This window comes from Pseudomonas sp. GM78, assembly GCF_000282475.1.
In the GTDB taxonomy this organism is placed as follows: domain Bacteria; phylum Pseudomonadota; class Gammaproteobacteria; order Pseudomonadales; family Pseudomonadaceae; genus Aquipseudomonas.
Map to the genome: position 1 here is coordinate 97,269 of NZ_AKJF01000061.1, position 21,129 is coordinate 118,397.

At 60.3% G+C, this 21,129-nt stretch carries 20 protein-coding genes; 9 read left to right on the top strand and 11 right to left on the bottom strand.

The window, feature by feature from the left end; translation table 11 throughout:
* The 6 genes from pcaH (at window position 1) to pcaC (ending at window position 5,408) form a co-directional block, all read left to right on the top strand.
* Window positions 1-705 (top strand): protocatechuate 3,4-dioxygenase subunit beta, encoded by a 705-nt coding sequence (gene pcaH / locus PMI35_RS23760; RefSeq protein ID WP_008056872.1) that lies wholly within the window; start codon window positions 1-3, stop codon window positions 703-705.
* Between the two features lies 1 nt (window position 706).
* On the top strand, window positions 707-1,273 hold the full coding sequence (gene pcaG / locus PMI35_RS23755) for a protocatechuate 3,4-dioxygenase subunit alpha (protein WP_008056879.1): 567 nt from the start codon (window positions 707-709) through the stop codon (window positions 1,271-1,273).
* Window positions 1,274-1,484: 211 nt separating this feature from the next.
* Window positions 1,485-2,792, top strand: coding sequence for an MFS family transporter (locus PMI35_RS23750; protein WP_008056881.1), 1,308 nt, complete (start codon window positions 1,485-1,487; stop codon window positions 2,790-2,792).
* A 45-nt stretch (window positions 2,793-2,837) separates the two neighbouring features.
* Complete coding sequence (locus PMI35_RS23745) at window positions 2,838-4,202, top strand: 3-carboxy-cis,cis-muconate cycloisomerase (RefSeq protein WP_008056883.1); 1,365 nt, start codon at window positions 2,838-2,840, stop codon at window positions 4,200-4,202.
* An 11-nt stretch (window positions 4,203-4,213) separates the two neighbouring features.
* Complete coding sequence (pcaD, locus tag PMI35_RS23740) at window positions 4,214-5,005, top strand: 3-oxoadipate enol-lactonase (protein WP_008056885.1); 792 nt, start codon at window positions 4,214-4,216, stop codon at window positions 5,003-5,005.
* A 10-nt stretch (window positions 5,006-5,015) separates the two neighbouring features.
* Window positions 5,016-5,408, top strand: coding sequence for a 4-carboxymuconolactone decarboxylase (gene pcaC / locus PMI35_RS23735; RefSeq protein ID WP_008056887.1), 393 nt, complete (start codon window positions 5,016-5,018; stop codon window positions 5,406-5,408).
* A gap of 129 nt (window positions 5,409-5,537) precedes the next feature.
* Here the strand turns inward: pcaC and PMI35_RS23730 are convergent, their stop codons facing one another.
* Window positions 5,538-6,797, bottom strand: a complete 1,260-nt coding sequence (locus PMI35_RS23730; RefSeq protein ID WP_008056888.1) for an OprD family porin — start codon at window positions 6,795-6,797, stop codon at window positions 5,538-5,540.
* Between the two features lie 455 nt (window positions 6,798-7,252).
* Between PMI35_RS23730 and PMI35_RS0132380 the strand changes: the two genes are divergently transcribed.
* Window positions 7,253-7,684, top strand: coding sequence for a hypothetical protein (locus tag PMI35_RS0132380; RefSeq protein ID WP_032831458.1), 432 nt, complete (start codon window positions 7,253-7,255; stop codon window positions 7,682-7,684).
* A gap of 110 nt (window positions 7,685-7,794) precedes the next feature.
* On the opposite strand, the gene emhC is transcribed toward PMI35_RS0132380, so the two are convergent.
* Genes emhC through PMI35_RS23715 form a run of 3 tightly spaced genes read right to left on the bottom strand, consistent with a single transcriptional unit; the run spans window position 7,795 to window position 13,577 of the window.
* Window positions 7,795-9,255, bottom strand: a complete 1,461-nt coding sequence (emhC, locus tag PMI35_RS23725; RefSeq protein WP_008056890.1) for an efflux RND transporter outer membrane subunit EmhC — start codon at window positions 9,253-9,255, stop codon at window positions 7,795-7,797.
* Window positions 9,255-12,416, bottom strand: a complete 3,162-nt coding sequence (emhB, locus tag PMI35_RS23720) for an efflux RND transporter permease subunit EmhB (RefSeq protein WP_008056891.1) — start codon at window positions 12,414-12,416, stop codon at window positions 9,255-9,257. The genes emhC and emhB overlap by 1 nt, the downstream gene beginning before the upstream one ends.
* A 3-nt stretch (window positions 12,417-12,419) precedes the next feature.
* On the bottom strand, window positions 12,420-13,577 hold the full coding sequence (locus PMI35_RS23715) for an efflux RND transporter periplasmic adaptor subunit (protein WP_008056893.1): 1,158 nt from the start codon (window positions 13,575-13,577) through the stop codon (window positions 12,420-12,422).
* A gap of 268 nt (window positions 13,578-13,845) precedes the next feature.
* Between PMI35_RS23715 and PMI35_RS23710 the strand changes: the two genes are divergently transcribed.
* Entirely contained in the window at window positions 13,846-14,478 is a 633-nt protein-coding gene (locus PMI35_RS23710; protein WP_008056897.1) for a TetR family transcriptional regulator, read from the top strand.
* A gap of 29 nt (window positions 14,479-14,507) precedes the next feature.
* Here the strand turns inward: PMI35_RS23710 and PMI35_RS34580 are convergent, their stop codons facing one another.
* The 5 genes from PMI35_RS34580 to PMI35_RS23690 all read right to left on the bottom strand — a co-directional run bounded on the left by PMI35_RS34580 (window position 14,508) and on the right by PMI35_RS23690 (window position 18,653).
* Entirely contained in the window at window positions 14,508-14,771 is a 264-nt protein-coding gene (locus tag PMI35_RS34580; RefSeq protein WP_008056899.1) for a hypothetical protein, read from the bottom strand.
* A gap of 494 nt (window positions 14,772-15,265) precedes the next feature.
* Window positions 15,266-15,580, bottom strand: a complete 315-nt coding sequence (locus PMI35_RS23705) for a DUF3077 domain-containing protein (RefSeq protein WP_008056901.1) — start codon at window positions 15,578-15,580, stop codon at window positions 15,266-15,268.
* 498 nt (window positions 15,581-16,078) lie between these two features.
* Entirely contained in the window at window positions 16,079-17,128 is a 1,050-nt protein-coding gene (locus PMI35_RS23700; protein WP_008056903.1) for an alkene reductase, read from the bottom strand.
* Window positions 17,129-17,149: 21 nt separating this feature from the next.
* A complete protein-coding gene (locus tag PMI35_RS23695) occupies window positions 17,150-18,316 on the bottom strand; it encodes an MFS transporter (protein ID WP_008056905.1) in 1,167 nt (388 codons plus the stop codon).
* A 34-nt stretch (window positions 18,317-18,350) separates the two neighbouring features.
* Window positions 18,351-18,653: an ArsR/SmtB family transcription factor gene (locus tag PMI35_RS23690; protein WP_008056907.1), complete on the bottom strand. Its 303-nt coding sequence runs from the start codon at window positions 18,651-18,653 to the stop codon at window positions 18,351-18,353.
* A 170-nt stretch (window positions 18,654-18,823) separates the two neighbouring features.
* Between PMI35_RS23690 and PMI35_RS23685 the strand changes: the two genes are divergently transcribed.
* On the top strand, window positions 18,824-19,402 hold the full coding sequence (locus PMI35_RS23685; protein ID WP_008056908.1) for an acyl carrier protein phosphodiesterase: 579 nt from the start codon (window positions 18,824-18,826) through the stop codon (window positions 19,400-19,402).
* 106 nt (window positions 19,403-19,508) lie between these two features.
* Here the strand turns inward: PMI35_RS23685 and PMI35_RS23680 are convergent, their stop codons facing one another.
* Together PMI35_RS23680 and olsB are read right to left on the bottom strand one after the other, a co-directional pair.
* Window positions 19,509-20,300 carry a lysophospholipid acyltransferase family protein gene (locus PMI35_RS23680; protein ID WP_008056909.1) on the bottom strand — a complete coding sequence of 264 codons (792 nt, stop codon included), beginning with the start codon at window positions 20,298-20,300 and terminating at the stop codon, window positions 19,509-19,511.
* On the bottom strand, window positions 20,300-21,055 hold the full coding sequence (gene olsB, locus PMI35_RS23675; RefSeq protein WP_008056911.1) for an L-ornithine N(alpha)-acyltransferase: 756 nt from the start codon (window positions 21,053-21,055) through the stop codon (window positions 20,300-20,302). Before olsB ends, PMI35_RS23680 begins: the two co-directional genes overlap by 1 nt.
* Window positions 21,056-21,129 lie beyond the last annotated feature (74 nt).

Consider the following 21,129-nt stretch of genomic DNA (forward strand, 5'->3'; position numbering starts at 1 on the left):
ATGACTGACAAGCCTGGTTACCGTCGACCGCAGGAAGGCACCCAGCCTGCCTACCTGCACCCGACCTATCAATCCACCAACCTGCGCTCGCCGTCCAAACCGCTGGTGTTCCTGCCGCATTCGCTGTCGGAAATCACCGGTCCTACCGTGGGTGCCGAGCGCATCAACGAGAAGGACAACGACCTGACCGCCCAGCACGAGGGAGAGCCTCAGGGTGAGCGCATCATCGTCCACGGCCGTGTGCTGGACGAAAACGGTCTGCCGGTGCCGGGGATTCTGGTGGAGATCTGGCAGGCCAACGCCGCCGGCCGCTACAACCATGCCCGGGACCTGCACGACGCACCGCTGGACCCGAACTTCACCGGCACCGGCCGTACCGTGACCGACGCCGATGGCTGGTACCAGTTCCAGACCATCAAGCCTGGCGCGTATCCGTGGGGTAACCACCACAACGCCTGGCGTCCGGCGCACATCCATTTCTCGCTGTTCGGGCCGAGCATCCTGACGCGCCTGGTCACGCAGATGTATTTCCCCGGGGACCCGCTGCTGGCGTACGACCCGATTTACAACTGCGTGCCGGATACCAGTGCCAAAGAGCGTTTGATCGCCAGTTTCGATCTGGAAAAAACCATCCCTTCCTATGCCCTCGGGTATCGCTGGGACATCGTATTGCGCGGCCGCGACGCCACGCCGATGGAGAAATAAGATGACGCTGACTGCGACCACGTCCCACACCGTAGGGCCGTACTACCACATCGGCCTGACCTGGCTGAATCGCGAAAACCTGACCGTCGAACAAACCCTGGGCGAGCGCGTGGCGATCACCGGGCAAGTGGTCGATGGCAACGGTGATGTCGTCAACGACGCGATGCTGGAAGTCTGGCAGGCCAACGCCGCCGGCAAGTACGACCACCCTGAAGACGATCAGGACAAACCCCTGGACCCGAACTTCGAAGGCTTTGGCCGGGTGCCGGTGGACGCCGAAGGGCGTTTCCGTTTCACCACCATCAAGCCGGGCACGGTCGAAGGCCTCAAAGGCACGACCCAGGCACCGCACCTGGTGGTGCTGGTGTTCGCCCGCGGTTTGGTGAAGCACTTGCTGACGCGGATCTACTTCGATGGGGAACCCGCCAACGTGAACGACCCGCTGCTCGAATGCGTGCCGGCCGAGCGTCGCGGCACCTTGCTGGCGAAGCAGGATGCGAGCGGTGTTTATCAGTGGAATGTGATTCTGCAGGGCACTGATGCGGAGACGGTGTTCTTCGATTATTGATCGAACACCACATAACCTGTGGGAGCGGGCTTGCTCGCGAAAGCGGTGTGTCAGGCAACATTCATATCGACTGACACGACGCCTTCGCGAGCAAGTCGAATCGTCGCACCGCCGCTCCCACAGGGGGAATCGCGTCGCTGAACCATCTGCGGAACGGGACTGTTGCAAAGTGTGTCTAGACTCTCACTGTCCCCATTGAGTGAACAAAACAATGACAACCCCAACTACAGCTCCAGCAGCGCTCTACACCGGCGAAGAACGCAGCAAGCGAATCTTCGCCATTGTCGGCGCATCGTCGGGTAACCTCGTCGAATGGTTCGACTTCTACGTCTACGCCTTTTGTGCGATCTATTTCGCGCCAGCCTTTTTCCCGTCCGACAACCCCACGGTGCAGTTGGTCAACACCGCGGGCGTGTTTGCCGTCGGGTTCCTGATGCGCCCGATTGGCGGCTGGATTTTCGGCCGTCTCGCGGACAAGCACGGGCGCAAGAATTCGATGCTGATATCGATTCTGATGATGTGCTTCGGTTCGCTGCTCATCGCCTGCCTGCCAACCTACAAGGACATTGGCGTCTGGGCGCCGATCATGCTGCTGTTGGCCCGTTTGCTCCAGGGCCTGTCGGTGGGCGGCGAATACGGCACCACCGCCACCTACATGAGCGAAGTCGCCCTCAAGGGCCAGCGCGGTTTCTTCGCCTCGTTCCAGTACGTGACCCTGATTGGCGGGCAGTTGCTGGCGGTGTCGCTGGTGGTGGTCCTGCAACAGTTCCTCACCGAGGATGACCTGCGTGCCTACGGCTGGCGGATTCCGTTCGTGGTCGGTGCCATGGCGGCCTTGGTTTCGCTGTACCTGCGTCGTTCGCTGAAAGAAACCACCAGCAAGGAAATGCGCGAAAACAAGGACGCCGGCAGCATTCGCGCGCTGTTTCGCGACCATAAGGCTGCGTTCATCACCGTGCTCGGCTATACCGCCGGTGGCTCGCTGATTTTCTACACGTTCACCACGTACATGCAGAAATACCTGGTGAACACCGCTGGCATGCACGCCAAGACCGCCAGTTACATCATGACCGGCGCACTGTTCCTTTATATGTGCATGCAGCCGATCTTCGGCATGCTCTCGGACAAGATCGGTCGCCGGAACTCGATGCTGTGGTTTGGCGCACTCGGCACGCTGTGCACCGTGCCGATTCTGCTCAGCCTGAAAAGCGTCACCAGTCCGTTCCTGGCCTTCGTGCTGATTACCCTGGCGCTGGCGATTGTCAGTTTCTACACCTCGATCAGCGGTCTGGTAAAAGCCGAAATGTTCCCGCCTGAGGTGCGTGCATTGGGTGTTGGCCTGGCTTACGCGGTGGCGAATGCAATCTTCGGTGGTTCAGCGGAGTATGTAGCCTTGAGCCTCAAAGCGGTCGGCATGGAAAACTCCTTCTACTGGTACGTGACGTTGATGATGGCGATAGCGTTCCTGTTCAGCCTGCGTCTGCCCAAGCATGCGAAGTATCTAGAAAACGACCTTTGATCCACACCCGCGGGCCCGAGCGGCCCGCGCCTCCAGGGACTGTTTATGAACGAGCGACCGGGCAATCAATTGTTCGATGCCTATTTCACTGCCCGCGATATGCGCGAAGTGTTCTGCGATCAGGGCCGGGTCCAGGCCATGCTCGATTTCGAAGCGGCGCTGGCCCGGGCCGAAGCGCGGGTCGGTGTGATTCCGCATGCCGCGGTAGCGCCGATTGAAGCGGCGTGCCAGGCCGGGCATTACGATTTTGCCGCCCTCGGCGAGGCGATTGCCACGGCGGGTAACTCGGCGATCCCGCTGGTCAAGGCGTTGGGCAAGCAGATCGCCGCGAGCGATGCGCAAGCTGAACGCTATGTGCACCTGGGCGCCACCAGTCAGGACGTAATGGACAGCGGCCTGGTGCTGCAATTGCGCCGTGCGCTGGAATTGATCGACAGCGATCTGGCGCAACTGGGCGACACCCTCGCCACCCAGGCCCAACGGTATGTGGCCACGCCACTGGCCGGGCGCACCTGGTTGCAGCACGCGACGCCGGTCACCCTCGGCATGAAAATCGCCGGTTGGCTGGGCGCCGTCACTCGCAGCCGTCAACGCCTGCAAGAACTCAAGCCGCGCCTGCTGGTGCTGCAATTCGGTGGCGCATCTGGAACCCTTGCGGCCCTCGGTGAGCAGGCGATGCCGATTGCCCAGGCGTTGGCCGATGAGCTGCAACTGAGCTTGCCCGACCAGCCTTGGCACACCCAGCGCGATCGCCTGGTGGAGTTTGGCTCGGTACTCGGATTGATCGCCGGCAGCCTCGGCAAACTCGGCCGCGATATCAGCTTGTTGATGCAGACCGAAGCCGCCGAGGTGTTCGAACCTTCGGCGCCGGGCAAGGGCGGTTCTTCGACCATGCCGCATAAACGCAATCCAGTTGGCGCGGCGGTGCTGATTGGCGCGGCGACTCGCGTGCCGGGCCTGCTTTCGACACTGTTCAGCGCCATGCCACAGGAGCACGAGCGCAGCCTGGGGCTGTGGCATGCCGAGTGGGAAACCCTGCCGGAGATTTGCTGCCTGGTGTCCGGCAGTCTCAAGCAAGCGCTGTTGGTCGCGGGCGGGCTGGAAGTGGACGCCGAACGCATGGCCCGCAACCTCGACCTGACCCAGGGCCTGGTGCTCGCCGAAGCGGTGAGCATCGTCCTCGCACAACGGGTTGGCCGCGACACCGCGCATCACCTGTTGGAGCAATGCTGCAAACGCGCCGTGGCTGAAAAACGCCATCTGCGCGCCGTACTCGGCGACGAGCCGCAAGTGACCGCCGAGCTGTCGGCCACTGAACTCGATCATCTGCTGGACCCCGCCCATTACCTCGGTCAGGCCCGTACCTGGGTCGAGCGAGCGGTGGCTGAACATTCTGCATTGACTGCCTGAAGGAGACTGCTGTGGCTTTCGTTCAACTCGCCGATGGCGAACTGCATTACAAACTCGATGGGCCGGTTGATGCGCCGGTGCTGGTGCTGTCCAACTCGCTGGGCACTGACCTGCACATGTGGGACGCGCAGATTCCGGCGTTCACGGAGCACTTCCGTGTGCTGCGTTTCGACACCCGCGGCCACGGCCAATCGTTGGTGACACCGGGCCCTTACAGCATCGAACAACTGGGCCGTGACGTATTGGCACTGCTGGATGCCTTGCACATCGAACGCGCACATTTCTGTGGCCTGTCCATGGGCGGGCTGATCGGGCAATGGCTGGGGATCAACGCTGGCGAACGTCTGAATAAGCTGATCGTGTGCAACACCGCGGCGAAAATCGGCGATCCGTCGATCTGGAACCCGCGTATCGAAACCGTGCTGCGTGACGGTCAGGCGGCCATGGTCGCCTTGCGCGATGCGTCGATTGCACGCTGGTTCACCCCGGATTTCTCCGAAGCCAACCCGGCGGCGGCCAAGCAGATTACCGACATGCTGGCGGCCACTTCGCCTGAAGGCTATGCGGCCAATTGCGCGGCGGTGCGCGATGCCGATTTCCGTGATCAGTTGTCCTCGATCAAGGCACCGTTGCTGGTGATCGCCGGCACCCAGGATGCGGTCACGCCGCCGTCCGGCGGGCACTTCATCCAAGAGCACGTACCGGGCGCCGAGTACGCCGAGTTCTATGCCGCGCACTTGTCCAACGTCCAGGCCGGCGCTGATTTCAGCGATCGCGTACTGGCCTTCCTGAAGGCTCGCTGAGGAGAATTCCGTGGACGAGAAACAACGTTACGACGAAGGCATGAAGGTCCGTCGCGCCGTTCTGGGCGACGCCCATGTCGACCGCAGCCTGACGACCCTGACCGAGTTCAACTCGGAGTTCCAGGAAATGATCACCCGCCACGCCTGGGGTGACATCTGGACCCGTCCGGGCCTGCCGCGCCACACCCGCAGCCTGATCACCATCGCCATGCTGATCGGCATGAACCGCGAGGGTGAACTCAAACTGCACCTGCGCGCCGCCGCCAACAACGGCGTGAGCCGCAGCGAGATCAAGGAAGTGATCATGCAGAGCGCGATCTACTGCGGGATTCCGGCAGCTAACGCGACGTTCCACCTGGCGGAGTCGGTGTGGGATGAGTTGGGGATTGAATCGCGGGAGTGATCCCCGCGATATGCGGCGCCTGATCTGACGCCATCGCGAGCAGGCTCGCTCCCACAATTAACCGGGTTTTTCCTGAAGGAATGCGGTCGAATGTGGGAGCGAGCCTGCTCGCGAAGGCGTACTTGAGGTTTACAACAGGCTGATCGGGTAGCTGATGATCACGCGGTTCTCATCGAACTCGTTGTTGCTGTAATCGCGGCGTATCGTCGAGTTGCGCCATTTCACGTTCAGGTCTTTCAGCGCACCGCTCTGCACGGTGTAGCCCAGTTCACTTTCACGACCCCATTCCTTGCCATCGGTGATCGTGCCGGTGTGCACGTTATCGCCGCTGATGTAGCGGTTCATCAGGGTCAGCCCCGGCACGCCAAGGGCAGCGAAGTTGTAGTCGTGGCGCACTTGCCAGGATTTTTCCCGGGCGTTGTCGTAGCTGGAGTTGTAGCTGTCGTTGGCCAGGGTGCCGCCACTGGTGCCGTTGACCCGCATCCACGGGCTGTCGCCGGTGAGTTTCTGCAAGCCGACGTAGAAGGTGTTGCCGCCGTACTTGGCCGAGAGCAGGCCGTACATGGTTTTGTTGTCCAGCTCGCCGGCCCGGGCGCTGCCGTCATCCTTGCCGTAGAAGTAACCGAGGTTGGCACCGAGGGTCCAGGCGCCGATCGGTTGGCTGTGGGTCAGGTTGATGAATTGCTGGCTGTAGATGTCCTTGAGTTCGGCGTTCCACACCCCGATCTGGGTGCGTTTGTCGTTGAACAGGTATTCGCCGCCCTGGAAGTTGAAACGGTCGGATGTGAATGCGGCTTTGCCGGTCATCGACATGTCGCCCATGCTGCTGTCGTCGCGCGGGCTGTTTTGGCGGAACTGGCCGCCGTACAGGGTCAGGCCATCGATTTCCTTCGAGGTGAGCTGCCCGCCACGGAAGGTTTGCGGCAGCGAACGGCCGTCGTCCGAACGCAAGATCGGCAATACCGGCATCCATTCGCCGACCTTGGCTTCGGTCTGCGACAGCTTGGCCTTGAACGCCACGTTGGTGCGACCGAAGTTGTCCGCCGGGCGGCCGTCACTGTCCAGCGGCAGCAACTGGGTACCGCCCGTGCCTTTGCCGCCATCGAGTTTCACCGAGTACAGCCCCAGCACATCCATGCCGAAACCGACGGTGCCCTGGGTAAATCCGGACTTGGCATCGAGAATGAAGCTTTGCGTCCACTCTTCGGCCTTGCCCTGGGCCTTGGTCGGGTTGGTGAAGTTGCGGTTGATGTAGAAGTTGCGCAGGTTCAGGTTGACCTTGGCCCCTTCGACAAAACCCGACTCCTCGGCCTGGGCGGGCAGGGCTGCGCTCGCCAGGGCTACGGCGATCAGGCTGGGAACGAGATACTGCGCGGAAGAAGGTGTCATGGGCTCGGGTCTCTCTAATTCTTGGGGATGAAACAGGGGGATGCCGCAACCCGGGGTTGCAGACGTGCATTTGAAATCAGGACAAGCGAGGCGGATCAGCCGGACAGGGCAGGGCGCGGGGGCATGGCATCGGACCTGTTGTTATTGGTTTTGTGGATCGGATGGTGCGGTGAATGTACTAGGTAGTTCAATCTGTTAAAGCAGGTATTGGGCGATTATCGAACATCTTATTCAGTATGGTTGATTGCCCATATGTCGCGCTGCGTTTTAATTTTTTGAAGCCTGTTTTTATCAAGTCTTAGCGTTTTTTGTGGAATAAAAATTCTCACGTCTATTCAGATTAGTGCTGCTGAACTGTCATTTGTACCAGTAGAGGGTTAGTTTTGGTTGGTATAAGGTATTCGGGCAACAATTCGTAATTATATGGGGTGTCTATTGTTAGTTGAGGGTATGAAATGAGTTCGAATTTTGAAGTTGATATGAAAATATCCACCGCTACAGGTTCTGTGAATGTCACAGTTGAAAAGAGTGGTTTGAAAACGGAACTGACAGCTCAACGCATTATCTTGGATAATAATTTCACGCTTGGTGCTCATTTTGGCCCGAATGACGGGACTCGAGTGCCAGCATTGAATTTGGAGAGTTTTAGACGCCTTGAGGTCGGCAGCTACGAAATCGGTTCAGAGGGAGAGCATGTTCAGGCAATTTACGGGACGGGTCGGGGGTCTGTAATTTCAGGGGACTTAGGATATGGGTTGTTGAAGATCAATAAAATTGATAATCAGTCAGGTGTTCAGTACGTAGAAGGTTCTTTTGAGTTTATGTCTACGAATGACAATAATGAAATTTCGAAGATCGTCTGCAAAAAGTTTTGGGCCAGGCGCTAGCCGCAATGTTGAGACTGTGTTTTGAATACACTTGAGTGGCCGACGACTATTGGCCGGTCGCTAATAGTAATAAGCCCACCATTCGGTGGGCATTATTACTCAATGCAACATCAGAACAATTTCAACTTCGGTGCTTCTTCTTTCAACGGCTCGTTCTTCGCCGTCTGTTCATTCCAGCCACCGCCCAGGGCCTTGTACAGGTTGACCTGGCTGACCAGCTGGGCCAGACGGTCGGTGATCAATGCCTGTTGGGCACTGAACAGCTGACGCTGGGCATCGAGGAAGGTCAGGTTGCTGTCGACACCGATGCGGTAACGACGCTCGGCCAGGCGGTAGTAGTCCTGGTTGGCATTGACGAAATCCTGCTGTGCCTGCAACTGCTGCACGTAGGTCTGGCGCGCGGCCAGGCCGTCGGCGACTTCCTGGAAGGCCGTCTGGATGGACTTCTCGTAGTTCGCCACGCCAATGTCTTTCTGGATTTTCGAGTAATCCAGGCTGGCGCGCAGGCTGCCGGCGTTGAAGATCGGCAGGTTGATCTGCGGCTGGAACAGCCAGGTACCCGAACCACCCTTGAACAGACCGGACAGGTCCGGGCTCAGGGTCCCGGCGTTGGCCGTCAGGCTGATGCTCGGGAAGAACGCTGCCCGCGCCGCGCCAATGTTGGCGTTGGCGGCCTTGAGGTTGTACTCGGCTTGCAGGATGTCCGGGCGACGTTGCAGCAAGTCCGACGGCAGGCCAGGCGGCACTTCGGCCAGCAGGTCGTCGTTCAGCGGTTTGGCCGCTTGCAGGTTGGCCGGGATGCCGGTGCCGAGCAGCAGCACCAGGCTGTTTTCATCCTGGGCGACCTGACGGGTGTACTTGGCCAGTTGCGCACGGGCGTTTTCCACCGAGGTGCGCGACTGCGCCAGGTCCAGGGCCGAAGCGACCCCCACTTCGTTGCTGCGGGCGGTGAGCTTGTAGCTCTCCTCGAACGCGGCCAGGGTGTCCTGGGTCAGCTTGTACAGTTCCTTGTCGGCCTGCCAGGTCAGGTAGGCATTGGCCACGCTGGCCACCAGGCTGATCTGGGTGCTGCGCCGACCTTCTTCGGTGGCGAAATACTTCTGCAGGGCTTCTTCGTTCAGGCTGCGAATCCGGCCGAACATATCCAGTTCATAGGCGCTGATGCCGACGGTGGCCGAGTAGGAACTGGTGATGCCTGCCTCGCCGGATTGCGAAGCGTCAGCCGGCAAGCGCTGGCGGCTACCGGTACCGTTGGCCGAAACGGCCGGGAACAGATCGGCGCGCGAGATGCGGTACTGAGCCGCAAAGGCATCGATGTTCAAGGCCGCGACGCGCAGGTCACGGTTGTTTTCCAGGGATAGCTGGATCAGCTGCTGCAGTGCCGGGTCATGGAAAAACTGCTTCCAGCCCTGCTCGGCAGCGGCCTGCGCCGGTGCCTCGGCCGGCGAGTACGCCAGGCCCTGCGGGTATTGTTCTGCCACCGGTGCATCCGGCCGCTGATAGTCAGGTATCAGCGAGCAGCCACCGAGCACGAAGGCGGCGACTGCCAGGGAGAGTAGCGACTTGCTCATTAGCCAGCCTCTTTAGAAGGTTCAATGGCGTCTTGCTGGTCGACGTTTTTACGCTGACCCAGGGCCGACACGGTGACGAAGAACAGTGGGACCCAGAAGATCGCCAACACGGTTGCCGTGATCATACCGCCAATCACACCGGTGCCGATTGCATGCTGGCTACCGGAACCTGCGCCCGTGGAGATCGCCAGGGGTACCACGCCGAGCACGAACGCGAGCGAGGTCATGATGATCGGTCGCAGACGCATGCGGCAGGCTTCGATAGCCGCGTCGCGCAGGCTGCGCCCTTGTTCATGTAGTTCCTTGGCAAATTCGACAATCAGGATGGCGTTTTTCGCCGCCAGGCCGATGGTCGTCAACAAGCCCACCTGGAAGTACACGTCGTTGGACAGGCCGCGCAGGCTGGTGGCCATCAGTGCACCGATGATCCCCAGAGGCACCACAAGCATCACCGCGATCGGAATCGACCAGCTTTCATAGAGTGCCGCCAGGCACAGGAACACCATCAGCAACGACAGGGCGTACAGCGCGGGTGCTTGCGAACCCGACAGACGTTCCTCGTAGGACAGGCCGGTCCAGGAAATACCGACACCGGCCGGCAGTTTCTTGGCGATGGCTTCGACTTCGGCCATGGCTTCACCGGTGGAGTAACCCGGTGCCGGGGCGCCGAGGACTTCCACCGCTTCCACGCCGTTGTAACGGGCCAGTTTCGGCGATCCGTAGATCCACTCACCCTTGGCAAACGCCGAGAACGGCACCATGGTGCCGACGCTGTTGCGCACGTACCACTTCTGCAAGTCTTCAGGGCTCATGCGCGCACCGGGCTGGCCTTGTACGTAAACCTTCTTCACCCGACCGCGGTCGATGAAGTCGTTGACGTAGCTACTGCCCAGGGCGATCGACAGGGTGTTGTTGATGTCGGCGATGGTAATGCCCAGGGCACTGGCCTTCTCGTCATCGATTTCCAGCTGGTATTGCGGCTCATCGTTCAAGCCGTTCGGACGCACCTGCGTCAGGATCTTGCTTTGCGCCGCCATGCCGAGGAACTGGTTACGGGCTTCCATCAGCTTGTCGTGACCGATGCCGGCGCGGTCCTGCAGGAACACGTCGAAACCGGTGGCGTTACCCAACTCCAGTACCGCCGGAGGCGCGAAGGCAAACACCATGGCGTCACGGAAGGTGAAGAAGTGTTGCTGGGCGCGGGCGGCGACCTTGAACACGCTGTTGTCGGCGTTACGATCTTCCCATGGGCGCAGCATGATGAACGCCATGCCCGAGCTCTGGCCACGGCCGGCGAAGTTGAAGCCGGTCACGGTAAACACCGAGTTCACCGCATCGCCTTCACCGCCATCCTTGCCCGGACGCAGCAGGAATTCACGCATTTCGTCCACCACCACCTGGGTGCGCTGGGCCGTCGAACCGGCGGGGGTCTGTACTTGGGCGAACAGTACGCCCTGGTCTTCTTCCGGCAGGAACGCGGTTGGAATGCGGGTGAACAGCCAGATCATGCCAACGACGATGATAATATAGGCCAGCAGGTACGGCGCCTTATGGGTGAGCATGCTGCCCACGCCACGCTCGTAGCTTTTGACGCCACGGTCGAAGTTGCGGTTGAACCAGCCGAAGAAGCCGCGTTTCGGCGTGTGGTGCTCGCCTTTCGGAATTGCCTTGAGCATGGTGGCGCAGAGCGCCGGCGTGAAGATCAGGGCAACCAGTACCGACAGGGCCATGGCCGAGACGATGGTGATCGAGAACTGTTTGTAGATCACACCGGTGGAGCCGCTGAAGAACGCCATTGGCAGCAGTACCGCCGACAGCACCAGGGCGATACCCACCAGTGCGCCCTGGATCTGGCCCATGGACTTCTTGGTGGCTTCTTTCGGTGACAGGCCTTCTTCGCTCATCACCCGTTCGACGTTTTCCACCACGACGATGGCGTCGTCCACCAGCAAGCCGATGGCCAGCACCATGCCGAACATGGTCAGGGTGTTGATGCTGAACCCGGCTGCCGCGAGGATGCCGAATGTACCGAGCAATACCACCGGCACCGTCATCGTGGTGATGATGGTGGCGCGGAAGTTCTGCAGGAACAGGAACATTACCAGGAACACCAACCCGACCGCTTCGACCAGGGTGTGAACCACGCCCTTGATCGATTCGGTCACCACCGGCGTGGTGTCATACGGGAACACCACTTCCATCCCTTCGGGGAAGAACGGCTTGAGGTTGTCGATGGTCGTGCGCAGGGCCTTGGCGGTATCCAGGGCGTTGGCGCCGGTGGCCAGTTTCACGGCCAGGCCGGACGCCGGGGCGCCGTTGAACTGGGCGTTGATGCTGTAGTTTTCGCCACCCAGGCCGACGTTGGCGACATCCTTGAGGCGAACCTGGGAGCCGTCCTTGTTGACCTTGAGCAGGATTTTTTCGAATTGCTCGGCGGTCTGCAGGCGGGTCTTGCCGATGATCGTCGCGTTCAGCTGGGTGCCGGGCAGGGCGGGCAGGCCGCCGAGCTGGCCGGACGACACCTGGACGTTCTGTGCGGCGATGGCGGTTTTGACATCGATCGGGGTCAGGTTGAAGTTGTTCAACTTGGCCGGGTCGAGCCAGATGCGCATGGCGTACTGGGAACCGAACACCTGGAAGTCGCCGACACCGGCGGTCCGCGAGATCGGGTCCTGCATGTTGGACACGATGTAGTTGGACAGGTCGTCCTTGGTCATGCTGCCGTCACGGGAAACCACGCCGATCACCAGCAGGAAGTTCTTCACCGCCTTGGTCACGCGGATACCCTGCTGCTGCACTTCTTGCGGCAACAGCGGGGTGGCCAGGTTCAGCTTGTTCTGGACCTGGACCTGCGCGGTATCGGAGTTGGTGCCTTGCTCGAAGGTCGCGGTAATGGTCATGGTGCCGTCGGAGTTACTTTCCGAAGACACATAACGCAAGTTGTCGATACCGTTGAGCTGTTGCTCGATCACCTGGACCACGGTGTCCTGTACGGTTTGCGCCGAAGCGCCCGGGTAGGTCACGGAAATGGCGATGGCCGGCGGCGCAATGCTCGGGTACTGGTTGATCGGCAGCTTGAGGATCGATAGAGCCCCGACCAGCATGATCACCAGGGCGATTACCCAGGCGAAAATCGGACGGTCGATGAAGAATCTGGACATGAATTACTCCCCTTGGCCGCTGGAAGCCTGCTCAGCGGGCTTGGCGGGGGCCGGGTTTTTTGCGCCGACGTTGGTGGCGTCAGTTGGCTTGACTTCGATGCCAGGCTTGACGAATTGCAGGCCTTCGGTGATCAGGCGATCGCCGGCCTTCAGGCCGTCCTCGATCAGCCATTGGTTGCCCACGGTACGGTTAGCCTTGAGCTGACGCAGTTCGACCTTGTTGTCGGGACCCACGACCAGCGCGGTCGGTGTGCCTTTGAGGTCGCGGGTGACACCTTGCTGCGGCGCCAGGATCGCGGCGCTGTTCACGCCTGCCTGCAACTGGGCATGCACGAACATGCCCGGCAGAAGGGTGTGATCAGGGTTCGGGAACACGGCGCGCAGGGTGACGGAGCCGGTGGTCTGGTCAACCGAGACCTCGGAGAACTCCAGCTTGCCGTCGAGTTTGTACTGGCTACCATCCTCGAGGGTCAGTTTGACTTTCGCGGCGTTGTCGCCGGCCTTTTGCAGGCGACCGCTTTCCAGTTCGCGGCGCAGCGCAAGCAGCTCGACCGAGGACTGGGTAACATCGACGTAGATCGGGTCCAGTTGCTGGATCACCGCCATCGCTTCGGTCTGGCCGTTGCTGACCAGCGCGCCTTCGGTGACCGACGAGCGACCGATCCGGCCGGTCAACGGCGCATACACCTTGGTGTAACGCACGTTGATCTGGGCTGTTTGCAGGGCGGCTTCCGATTGCAGGCGGTTGGCCACGGCGGTGTCGTATTCCTGGCGGCTTACGGCCTGTTCGTCGACCAGTTGCTTGTAGCGGTCGGAAACCGACTTGGTCGAACGCAGGTTGGCTTCGGCGCTTTTGAGCGTAGCGTCATAAACCGACGGATCGATCTGATACAGCTGCTGGCCGGCCTTGACGTCGCCGCCTTCCTTGAACAGACGCTTGAGAATGATGCCGTTGACCTGTGGGCGCACTTCAGCAATGCGGAACGCACTGGTGCGGCCCGGCAGTTCGGACGTCAACGTAAACGTTTGCGTCTGCAGGGTAACAACGCCGACCTGAGGCGGTGGAGCGGCCGGCGGGGCTTCTTCCTTTTTGCATCCGCTGAGCAGCGATGCGAGGGCGACGGCGGCGACCAGAGCGGTAACAGCTGGCTTGAATTGCATGAAAATCCTCGGGTCAGGCGCGAAAAAAACGCACAAGAAAAGATTGAAGGTTAAAAAGTGAGGGCCGAGTGGATAAGTAGCATGCTAAGGAATATACTTACATTCATGGTTGTTTGTAAATAGCTGGGTCATGTAACCCAAGCCCTTACAACCGCCGTTGAAAGGTCCGAATCGTAGGTCCGGGGACGATACCCGAGAGCACTCGCCCCGCTTTTATTCAGCTGATATCCAGACATCGCTGAAGCATCCTGATTGAGGTTGTACTGCCATGGTCCGTCGTACCAAAGAGGAAGCTCAAGAAACCCGCAGCCAGATACTCGAAGCGGCCGAAAAAGCCTTTTTCGAGCGGGGTGTGGCGCGCACGACCCTGGCGGACATCGCGACCCTGGCCGGCGTCACCCGCGGGGCGATTTACTGGCATTTCAGCAACAAGGCGGACCTGGTGCAGGCCATGCTCGACAGCTTGCATGAGCCCCTTGATGAACTGGCCAAAGCCGCCGAAAGCGAAGACGAGCTCGACCCGCTGGGCTGCATGCGCCGGCTGTTGATTCATTTGTTTCATGAAGTTGCGCTGGATCCCAAGACCCGGCGCATCAACGAGATTCTGTTTCATAAGTGCGAATTCACCGATGAAATGTGCGACCTGCGCCAGCAGCGCCGGGAAGCGAGCCTCGAATGCAACACGCGCATCGGCCTGACCCTGCGTAATGCCGTCAATCGTGGGCAGTTGCCGGAAGATCTCGACACCGTTCGTGCGGCTGTCAGCATTCATGCCTATATAGATGGCCTGCTGTACCAATGGTTGCTTGCGCCGGACAGCTTTGAGCTGCATACCGAGGCCGAGCGTTGGGTCGATATCGCGCTGGACATGCTGCGTTTCAATCCCAGCCTGCGTAAGTGAAACAAAATGCGTATTCGGCTTCCTGTGTGTCAACCGTTGAAGCTGTAGATGAACAGTTCTTCACGGGCGTTACGGCGCAAGGGTGCTTTTATATACACCTGTTCGGTCGGTTGACAGGTAACAGGCTCAGTATTTTGTAGGGATTTTGTGTCGAGTCCGTAGGAGCGAGGCTTGCCCGCGAAGGCGGCCTGACTGCCGACCTGATTTTGCAGATGTACTCTAATTCCTGTGGGAGCGAGCTTGCTCGCGAAGGCGGCCTGATAGCCGACCTGACTTTTGTTGACTGAATACATATCCGTTGCTGCGGTAACGGCGGCTGGCGGTTTCGCCCTTACGGCGACTCACTTTTTTTACAAGCGCCTAAAAAAAGTAAGCAAAAAAACGCTCGCCCCAGCGTCCGGCCCCTCGCTAAGGCTCGGCGTTCCTTCGCTCCGGTTTCCATCCGGGGGCATCGCCCTCCGGTTGGCTTCGCTGGCACCTACATGCGATGTGTTCGACTGCGTCGAACGGCGCTGCGCGCCAATCCCCGGATGGACACCTCCACTCAGCCTCCCGAAGGGGCGGGTGGATCAAAATCAAAAACAGCCGAGGCGAGCTGACACTCGACCTCATTGTTGGCGCAGTCCCCCTGTAGGAGCTGCCGAAGGCTGCGATCTTTTGATTTTGATTTGGGTATGCCACCGTTGCTGAAGATCAAAAGATCGCAGCCTTCGGCTGCTCCAACAAGGCTAAAAAGCGATATCCAATTCTGAAAAGCCGCAATACGACACTTTATTATTTGCATGAGTTATCGCTGTTGCGTTGCCTGCCTACTCTTGCGATCAACCCCTCGCTCCAACACCTTCGCCACATCATCGATCACCGCTTTGCTCATCGCAGTCAGGTAATGCGCGGCCCAGGCGTGGCGGTCGGAGTCTTGGGTGTAAGCGGCATCCACGGTCAGGGACTTGGCGAGGAACAGCAGGTCGGAGGCTTGAGCCAGAGCGTCAGCGATGGGAACGTCTCGACAGACGTGGAACAGAGGCTGATTCGAGAGATACAGGAAGGGTGTGAGTCCGACGGTCTTCAGTTCTGAAGGTGAGCGCGGGTTTGTTTTGCTCATGGTGCAACTCCTTAATCCAAGAAGCCGCCACGTTCGTTTCCAAGCGAATGGGTGGCAGCTGTACGCGGGTTGGAAAACCGGGGATCAAGGAAACCGGCACGCCCGAAAGCGTCCCACGCACAGCTGCCATAACACTTATTTCGCAGTCGTAAAAAACGTCTGGAGTCGTGTTAGAGGTGCTGTTGCGCTGTGATCCGACGGGTTTCCAAGCCCGATCGCTGAATGGTCAGCGATGTCCGAAGACTATCCTTTCGAATAAAAGCGCAACAAGGCGGCAAAGTGCCAAAACGCAAGATTCGGAGTTTGCCTACAAGGTCCTGAGGCGTCATCCGATATTTCGATACCCTAAGTAAACGCAACTAAACATCCGGCATAAACAATCCGCATGAAAACCAAACTTCGGCGAAGTAATTCGAATTGATTTGATGCGTGGCAACCACTACAAAAAAAGCCCCGACTCATAAGAGTCCGGGGCTTTTGCGTTTCAGCGGGTGCCGATTACAACGTCGGGTAGTCGATGTAGCCAACCGGCCCTTTGGCATAGAACAGCTCTGGACGCGCCTCGTTAAGCGGCACATCGGCCTTCAACCGTGCCGGCAAATCCGGGTTGGCAATGAACGGCACGCCGAAAGCGACGGCATCAGCCTTGCCTGCGGCCAGCCAGGCGTTGGCGCTGTCCCTGGTGAAGCGTTCGTTGATGATGTACGGGCCACCGAAGGCTTCCTTGATCTGCGGGCCGAGGCTGTCGTCGGCTTCTTTTTCGCGCGAGCAGATGAAGGCGATGCCGCGTTTGCCCAGTTCGCGCGCGACATAAGTGAAGGTTTCGGCGAGGTTGTCGTCACCCATGTCATGGGAGTCGGCGCGCGGTGCCAGGTGCACACCGACGCGGCCGGCGCCCCAGACTTCGATGGCTGCGTCGGTCACTTCCAGCAACAGGCGGGCACGGTTTTCCAGGGAGCCGCCGTATTGGTCGGTGCGCTGGTTGGTGCTGCTTTGCAGGAACTGGTCGAGCAGGTAGCCGTTGGCGCCGTGGATTTCCACGCCATCGAAACCGGCGGCCTTGGCGTTTTCGGCACCGACGCGGTAGGCGTCGATGATGTCGGCGATTTCAGCGGTTTCCAGCGCGCGGGGCGTCGGGTAATCGGCCAGCGGACGCACCAGGCTGACGTGGCCTTTAGGCTGGATGGCGCTCGGGGCGACCGGTTTTTCGCCGTTCAGGTACGACTCGTGGGACACCCGGCCGACGTGCCACAGTTGCAGGAAGATCTTGCCGCCCGCGCCGTGGATCGCCTTGGTGACGTTGGTCCAGCCGCGCACCTGGTCGTTGGACCAGATGCCCGGGGTGTCCGGGTAGCCGACGCCCATCGGGGTGACCGAAGTGGCTTCGCTGAGGATCAGGCCGGCCGAAGCGCGTTGTACGTAGTACTCGGCCATCAGCGCGTTGGGTACGCGGCCTTCGTCGGCGCGGCAGCGGGTCAGCGGGGCCATGATGATGCGGTTGGCCAGTTCGAGGTCGCCCAGTTTGATCGGATCGAAAATAGTCGTCATGAAATAGCTCTCTTGTGAAGATCAGTTGGTAGCAGGGGCCAGTTCGGGGTCGCCGCTCTGACGGAAGGTGATCAGGGTCGCCAGCAGGGCGAGTACCGCCAGGGCCGCTGCCGCCAGGGGCACGCTGGTCAGGCCGAAACCGTGGGCGATGACGCTGCCGCCAACCCAGGCGCCCAGGGCGTTGCCGACGTTGAAGGCGCCGATGTTGAGGGTCGAGACCAGGTTCGGTGCGGCCTTGCCGTAGGTCACCACATTCACCTGCAGGGCAGGCACGGCGGCGAAACACGCGGTGGCCCAGAGGAACAAGGTGATTTCGGTCGGGATCAGCGCGACGCTGGTCCAGGTCAATACGGTGGAGACCACGGCCATGGCGATGAAGACGCCGATCAGCGTTGCCGCCAGGCCCTTGTCCGCCAGTTTGCCGCCGATGATGTTGCCGACGGTCAAACCCAGGCCGATGAGCATCAGGGTCCAGGTCACGCCGCGAGGCGAGACGCCGGTGACTTCGCCCAACAGTGGTGCCACATAGGTGAACAGGGTGAATACCGAGGCGGCGAACAGTGCGGTCATGCTCAGGGACAGCCAGATACCGGCACCCTTGAGGGCACGCAGTTCGGCGCGCATGTCGAGTTTTTCTTCATCGCGCTTGGCCGGCAGGAAGCGAACCAGGCCGATCAGTGCGATCACGCCGATCACGGTCACCGCCCAGAAGGTCGAGCGCCAGCCGGCCTGTTGACCGAGCGCGGTGCCCAGCGGCACGCCGAGGACGTTGGCCAGGGTCAGGCCGGTGAACATCAGGGCCACGGCCGAGGCGCGTTTGTTGGCCGGCACCAGGCCTGCCGCCACCACCGAACCGATGCCAAAGAACGCACCGTGGCACAGCGCCGTCACCACACGGGCAAACATCAGCACGTTGTAGTCGCTGGCTACCGCGCAGAGCAGGTTGCCGACAATGAAAATGCCCATCAGCGCCACCAGGGCGGCCTTGCGCGGCAACCGGGCGGTGGCCAGCGCCATGAACGGCGCACCAATGGCCACGCCCAGGGCGTAACCGGTCACCAGCCAGCCGGCGCCGGGAATCGACACACCGAGGTCGGCCGCCACATCGGGCAGCAAGCCCATGATGACGAACTCGGTGGTGCCGATGGCGAAGGCGCTCAAGGCCAGAATGAGTAGCGAGAGGGGCATCGTTTTATTCCTTTTGGCTGGCTGACGTTAAGGGTCAGAGCTCTTTGCTGAAGACTTTGAGGAACTCCTGAATGGTTTCCTCGTTGCGTTTGAAGAAGTGCCACTGGCCGACTTTTCGGCTGCTGATCAGGCCGGCGCGTTGCAGGGTGGCCAGGTGTGCGGACACCGTGGATTGCGACAGGCCGCAACGTTGATCGATCTGCCCGGCGCAAACGCCGTGCTCGTTGCTGTGAGACTGATCGGGGAATTCGACGGTCGGGTCTTTGAGCCAGTGCAGGATGTCTCGCCGTACCGGGTGCGCCAGGGCTTTTATTATTTCGTCGAGGTCAAGGTTCATGGTCGGGGCTCGTGATTAGTAAAACGCTATATCGCGATGAAGCGAACTTTAAATCGGTATTTCGCGATATACCAATATGATTTCGATCTGATGGCCGAACAAATCGGTATATCGGGTTATAACGATACGATGATTGTATAGGGACAGGGGCGCAGTGCTAAGCTGCGCCCATGAACTATCTCGCACATCTTCACCTCGGTGGCCAGCGTCCCGGTCAATTGCTCGGCAGTCTGTATGGCGATTTCGTCAAGGGACGGCTGCAAGGGCAGTTCGACCCGGAAATCGAAACGGCCATCCAACTGCATCGCAGCATTGACGTGTTCACCGATCGGCATCCGTTGGTGGATGTCGCGTTGTCGAGGTTTTCCCTGACGCGCCGGCGTTATGCCGGGATCGTGCTCGATGTGTTTTTCGACCACTGCCTGGCACGGGACTGGACGCTGTACGCAGACCGGCCGCTGGAGCTGTTCACCTCGGACGTGTACCGGGTGCTGTCCAGTCAACCGCAGTTGCCGGAGCGCCTGGCGAGGATCGCGCCGCACATGGTGGCCAATGACTGGTTGGGATCCTATCGGGAGTTCGAAGTGCTGGAGCAGGTATTGCGGGGGATTTCCCGGCGCTTGACCCGGCCGGAGGAACTGGCGGCGGCGATGCAGGAATTGCGGGTGTTGTATGAGCCGTTGAGTGAGGATTTTCGATTGTTTTATCCGCAGCTTCAGGACTTTGCGCAGAACTATCCAGCGACATAACCCCCTGTGGGAGCGGGCTTGCCCGCGATGGCGGTGTGTCATCCAACATCAATGTTGAAAGTTAAGCCGCTATCGCGGGCAAGCCCGCTCCCACAGGGATATGTTTTCAAGCTGCGATCGCGGGGCGCATTGGGGCTTGCTGTGTTTCTGGAATTGCCCCAAACAACGCCTTCTGCACCGCCTGCTGCGCGTCGAACGCCAGCGCTGCACGCTCACGGCCTTCGCAAGCAATCGGCTTGAGCAGATGAATCTCCACCGCGCCGCGGTCATTGGCAAACAGGCGCATCAGGTGCGACAACAGATCATCATCGCCAATGAACGGCGCCAGTGTGTCGGGCTCGCCGTTGCGCACATATCGGATCGCCACCGGTTGCAGCTTCACCTCTGAATCAATCGCCGCCGACAGCAGGCGACCGTGGAAGGTGCGCAGCGAGCGGCCATCGGTGGTGGTGCCCTCCGGGAACATCAGCAGCGGATGTTCGTGTTGCAGGTGGCGGGTCATCTGTTTGCGGATCAACTGGCTGTCACCCGAACCGCGACGGATAAACAGGCTGCCGGCCTTGGCCGCCAACCAGCCCGCCACCGGCCAGGTGCGCACTTCGGCCTTGGACAGGAACGACAGCGGCGTGAGCATCCCAAGCAGCGGGATGTCGGTCCAGGATACGTGGTTGCTGACCCAAAGCATCGGCGACTTCGGCAACTCACCGTGCACCGTCACATCGAAGGGCAGGGCGTTGCTCAGGCGCGCCATGAAAAACCGCGACCAGCGCTGGCGGCGCTCCATCGAATGGCTCAGCCCCAGGCGCTCGAAGACACCAAACACGGTGGCCATGCTCAGGCCGAGCCCGACCACCAGCGACACCCGGGCGATTCGCGCGTACACGCGCAACCGACGCATTACACAGCCGCCTTGAAGTGTTTGGCGTAGCGCGGGCAGAGTTCGTCGCGCTTGAGCAGGATGAACACATCGGCCACCTGGAAGTCTTCGTCCCAGCACGGCTCGCCGCAGATTTTCGCGCCCAGGCGCATGTAGGCCTTAAGCAGCGGCGGCATTTCAGCGATCACGTTCGAGGGAATATCCAGGGTCGGCAGCGGTTTTTTCGGTTCGGCCCGCAGGTGTTCGGTGCACAGGTAACGTTCGCGCAGACGCTGCATGATGGCGTGGGCCTGGATCCCGCCGTCCTGCATCGGAATGCTTGCGCAGCCCATCAGGTAGCTGTAGCCGCCCTGGTTCAAGACTTCCGCCAGCTCACCCCAGAGCACGGCGATGGTGCCGCCGTTACGGTAGGCCGGGTCGACGCAGGTGCGGCCTATTTCGAGAATAGGACCCTTCAAGTGAACCAGGCCGTGCAGGCGGAATTCTTCTTCGCTGTAGAACTTGCCCAGGCTGCTGGCGGCGGTGTGGTCGAGCAGGCGGGTGGTCGCCACCAGGCGCCCGGTGTTCAGGTCGCGCACGCCGATGTGGGTGCAGTGAACGTCGTAGTCATCCATGTCCAGACCCAGTTCCGCGCCTTTGAGCTTGGCGTTGAACTCGCCGCTGAACACGTTGAAGCGCAAGGCCTGTGCCTCTTGCAAAGCCTCGGCGCCGACAAGACGTTCGGCTTGCAGGCGGCGTTCGTTGCCGGTGTCGCTGATGCGGGCGATCTGAGTCATGGCGAATCTCCGTGCGGGCTGCTCACCCGTCTTGGGGGTTACAGCGAATCGACTTTCTTTATCCAGCCGTGTTG

Coding starts and splice junctions, on each gene's coding strand:
- pcaH (WP_008056872.1), top strand. CDS start 1: ATGACTGACAAGCCTGGTTACCGTCGACCGCAGGAAGGCACCCAGCCT.
- pcaG (WP_008056879.1), top strand. CDS start 707: ATGACGCTGACTGCGACCACGTCCCACACCGTAGGGCCGTACTACCAC.
- PMI35_RS23750 (WP_008056881.1), top strand. CDS start 1,485: ATGACAACCCCAACTACAGCTCCAGCAGCGCTCTACACCGGCGAAGAA.
- PMI35_RS23745 (WP_008056883.1), top strand. CDS start 2,838: ATGAACGAGCGACCGGGCAATCAATTGTTCGATGCCTATTTCACTGCC.
- PMI35_RS23730 (WP_008056888.1), bottom strand. CDS start 6,797: ATGACACCTTCTTCCGCGCAGTATCTCGTTCCCAGCCTGATCGCCGTA.
- PMI35_RS0132380 (WP_032831458.1), top strand. CDS start 7,253: ATGAGTTCGAATTTTGAAGTTGATATGAAAATATCCACCGCTACAGGT.
- emhC (WP_008056890.1), bottom strand. CDS start 9,255: ATGAGCAAGTCGCTACTCTCCCTGGCAGTCGCCGCCTTCGTGCTCGGT.
- emhB (WP_008056891.1), bottom strand. CDS start 12,416: ATGTCCAGATTCTTCATCGACCGTCCGATTTTCGCCTGGGTAATCGCC.
- PMI35_RS23715 (WP_008056893.1), bottom strand. CDS start 13,577: ATGCAATTCAAGCCAGCTGTTACCGCTCTGGTCGCCGCCGTCGCCCTC.
- PMI35_RS23710 (WP_008056897.1), top strand. CDS start 13,846: ATGGTCCGTCGTACCAAAGAGGAAGCTCAAGAAACCCGCAGCCAGATA.
- PMI35_RS34580 (WP_008056899.1), bottom strand. CDS start 14,771: ATGTATTCAGTCAACAAAAGTCAGGTCGGCTATCAGGCCGCCTTCGCG.
- PMI35_RS23705 (WP_008056901.1), bottom strand. CDS start 15,580: ATGAGCAAAACAAACCCGCGCTCACCTTCAGAACTGAAGACCGTCGGA.
- PMI35_RS23700 (WP_008056903.1), bottom strand. CDS start 17,128: ATGACGACTATTTTCGATCCGATCAAACTGGGCGACCTCGAACTGGCC.
- PMI35_RS23695 (WP_008056905.1), bottom strand. CDS start 18,316: ATGCCCCTCTCGCTACTCATTCTGGCCTTGAGCGCCTTCGCCATCGGC.
- PMI35_RS23690 (WP_008056907.1), bottom strand. CDS start 18,653: ATGAACCTTGACCTCGACGAAATAATAAAAGCCCTGGCGCACCCGGTA.
- PMI35_RS23685 (WP_008056908.1), top strand. CDS start 18,824: ATGAACTATCTCGCACATCTTCACCTCGGTGGCCAGCGTCCCGGTCAA.
- PMI35_RS23680 (WP_008056909.1), bottom strand. CDS start 20,300: ATGCGTCGGTTGCGCGTGTACGCGCGAATCGCCCGGGTGTCGCTGGTG.
- olsB (WP_008056911.1), bottom strand. CDS start 21,055: ATGACTCAGATCGCCCGCATCAGCGACACCGGCAACGAACGCCGCCTG.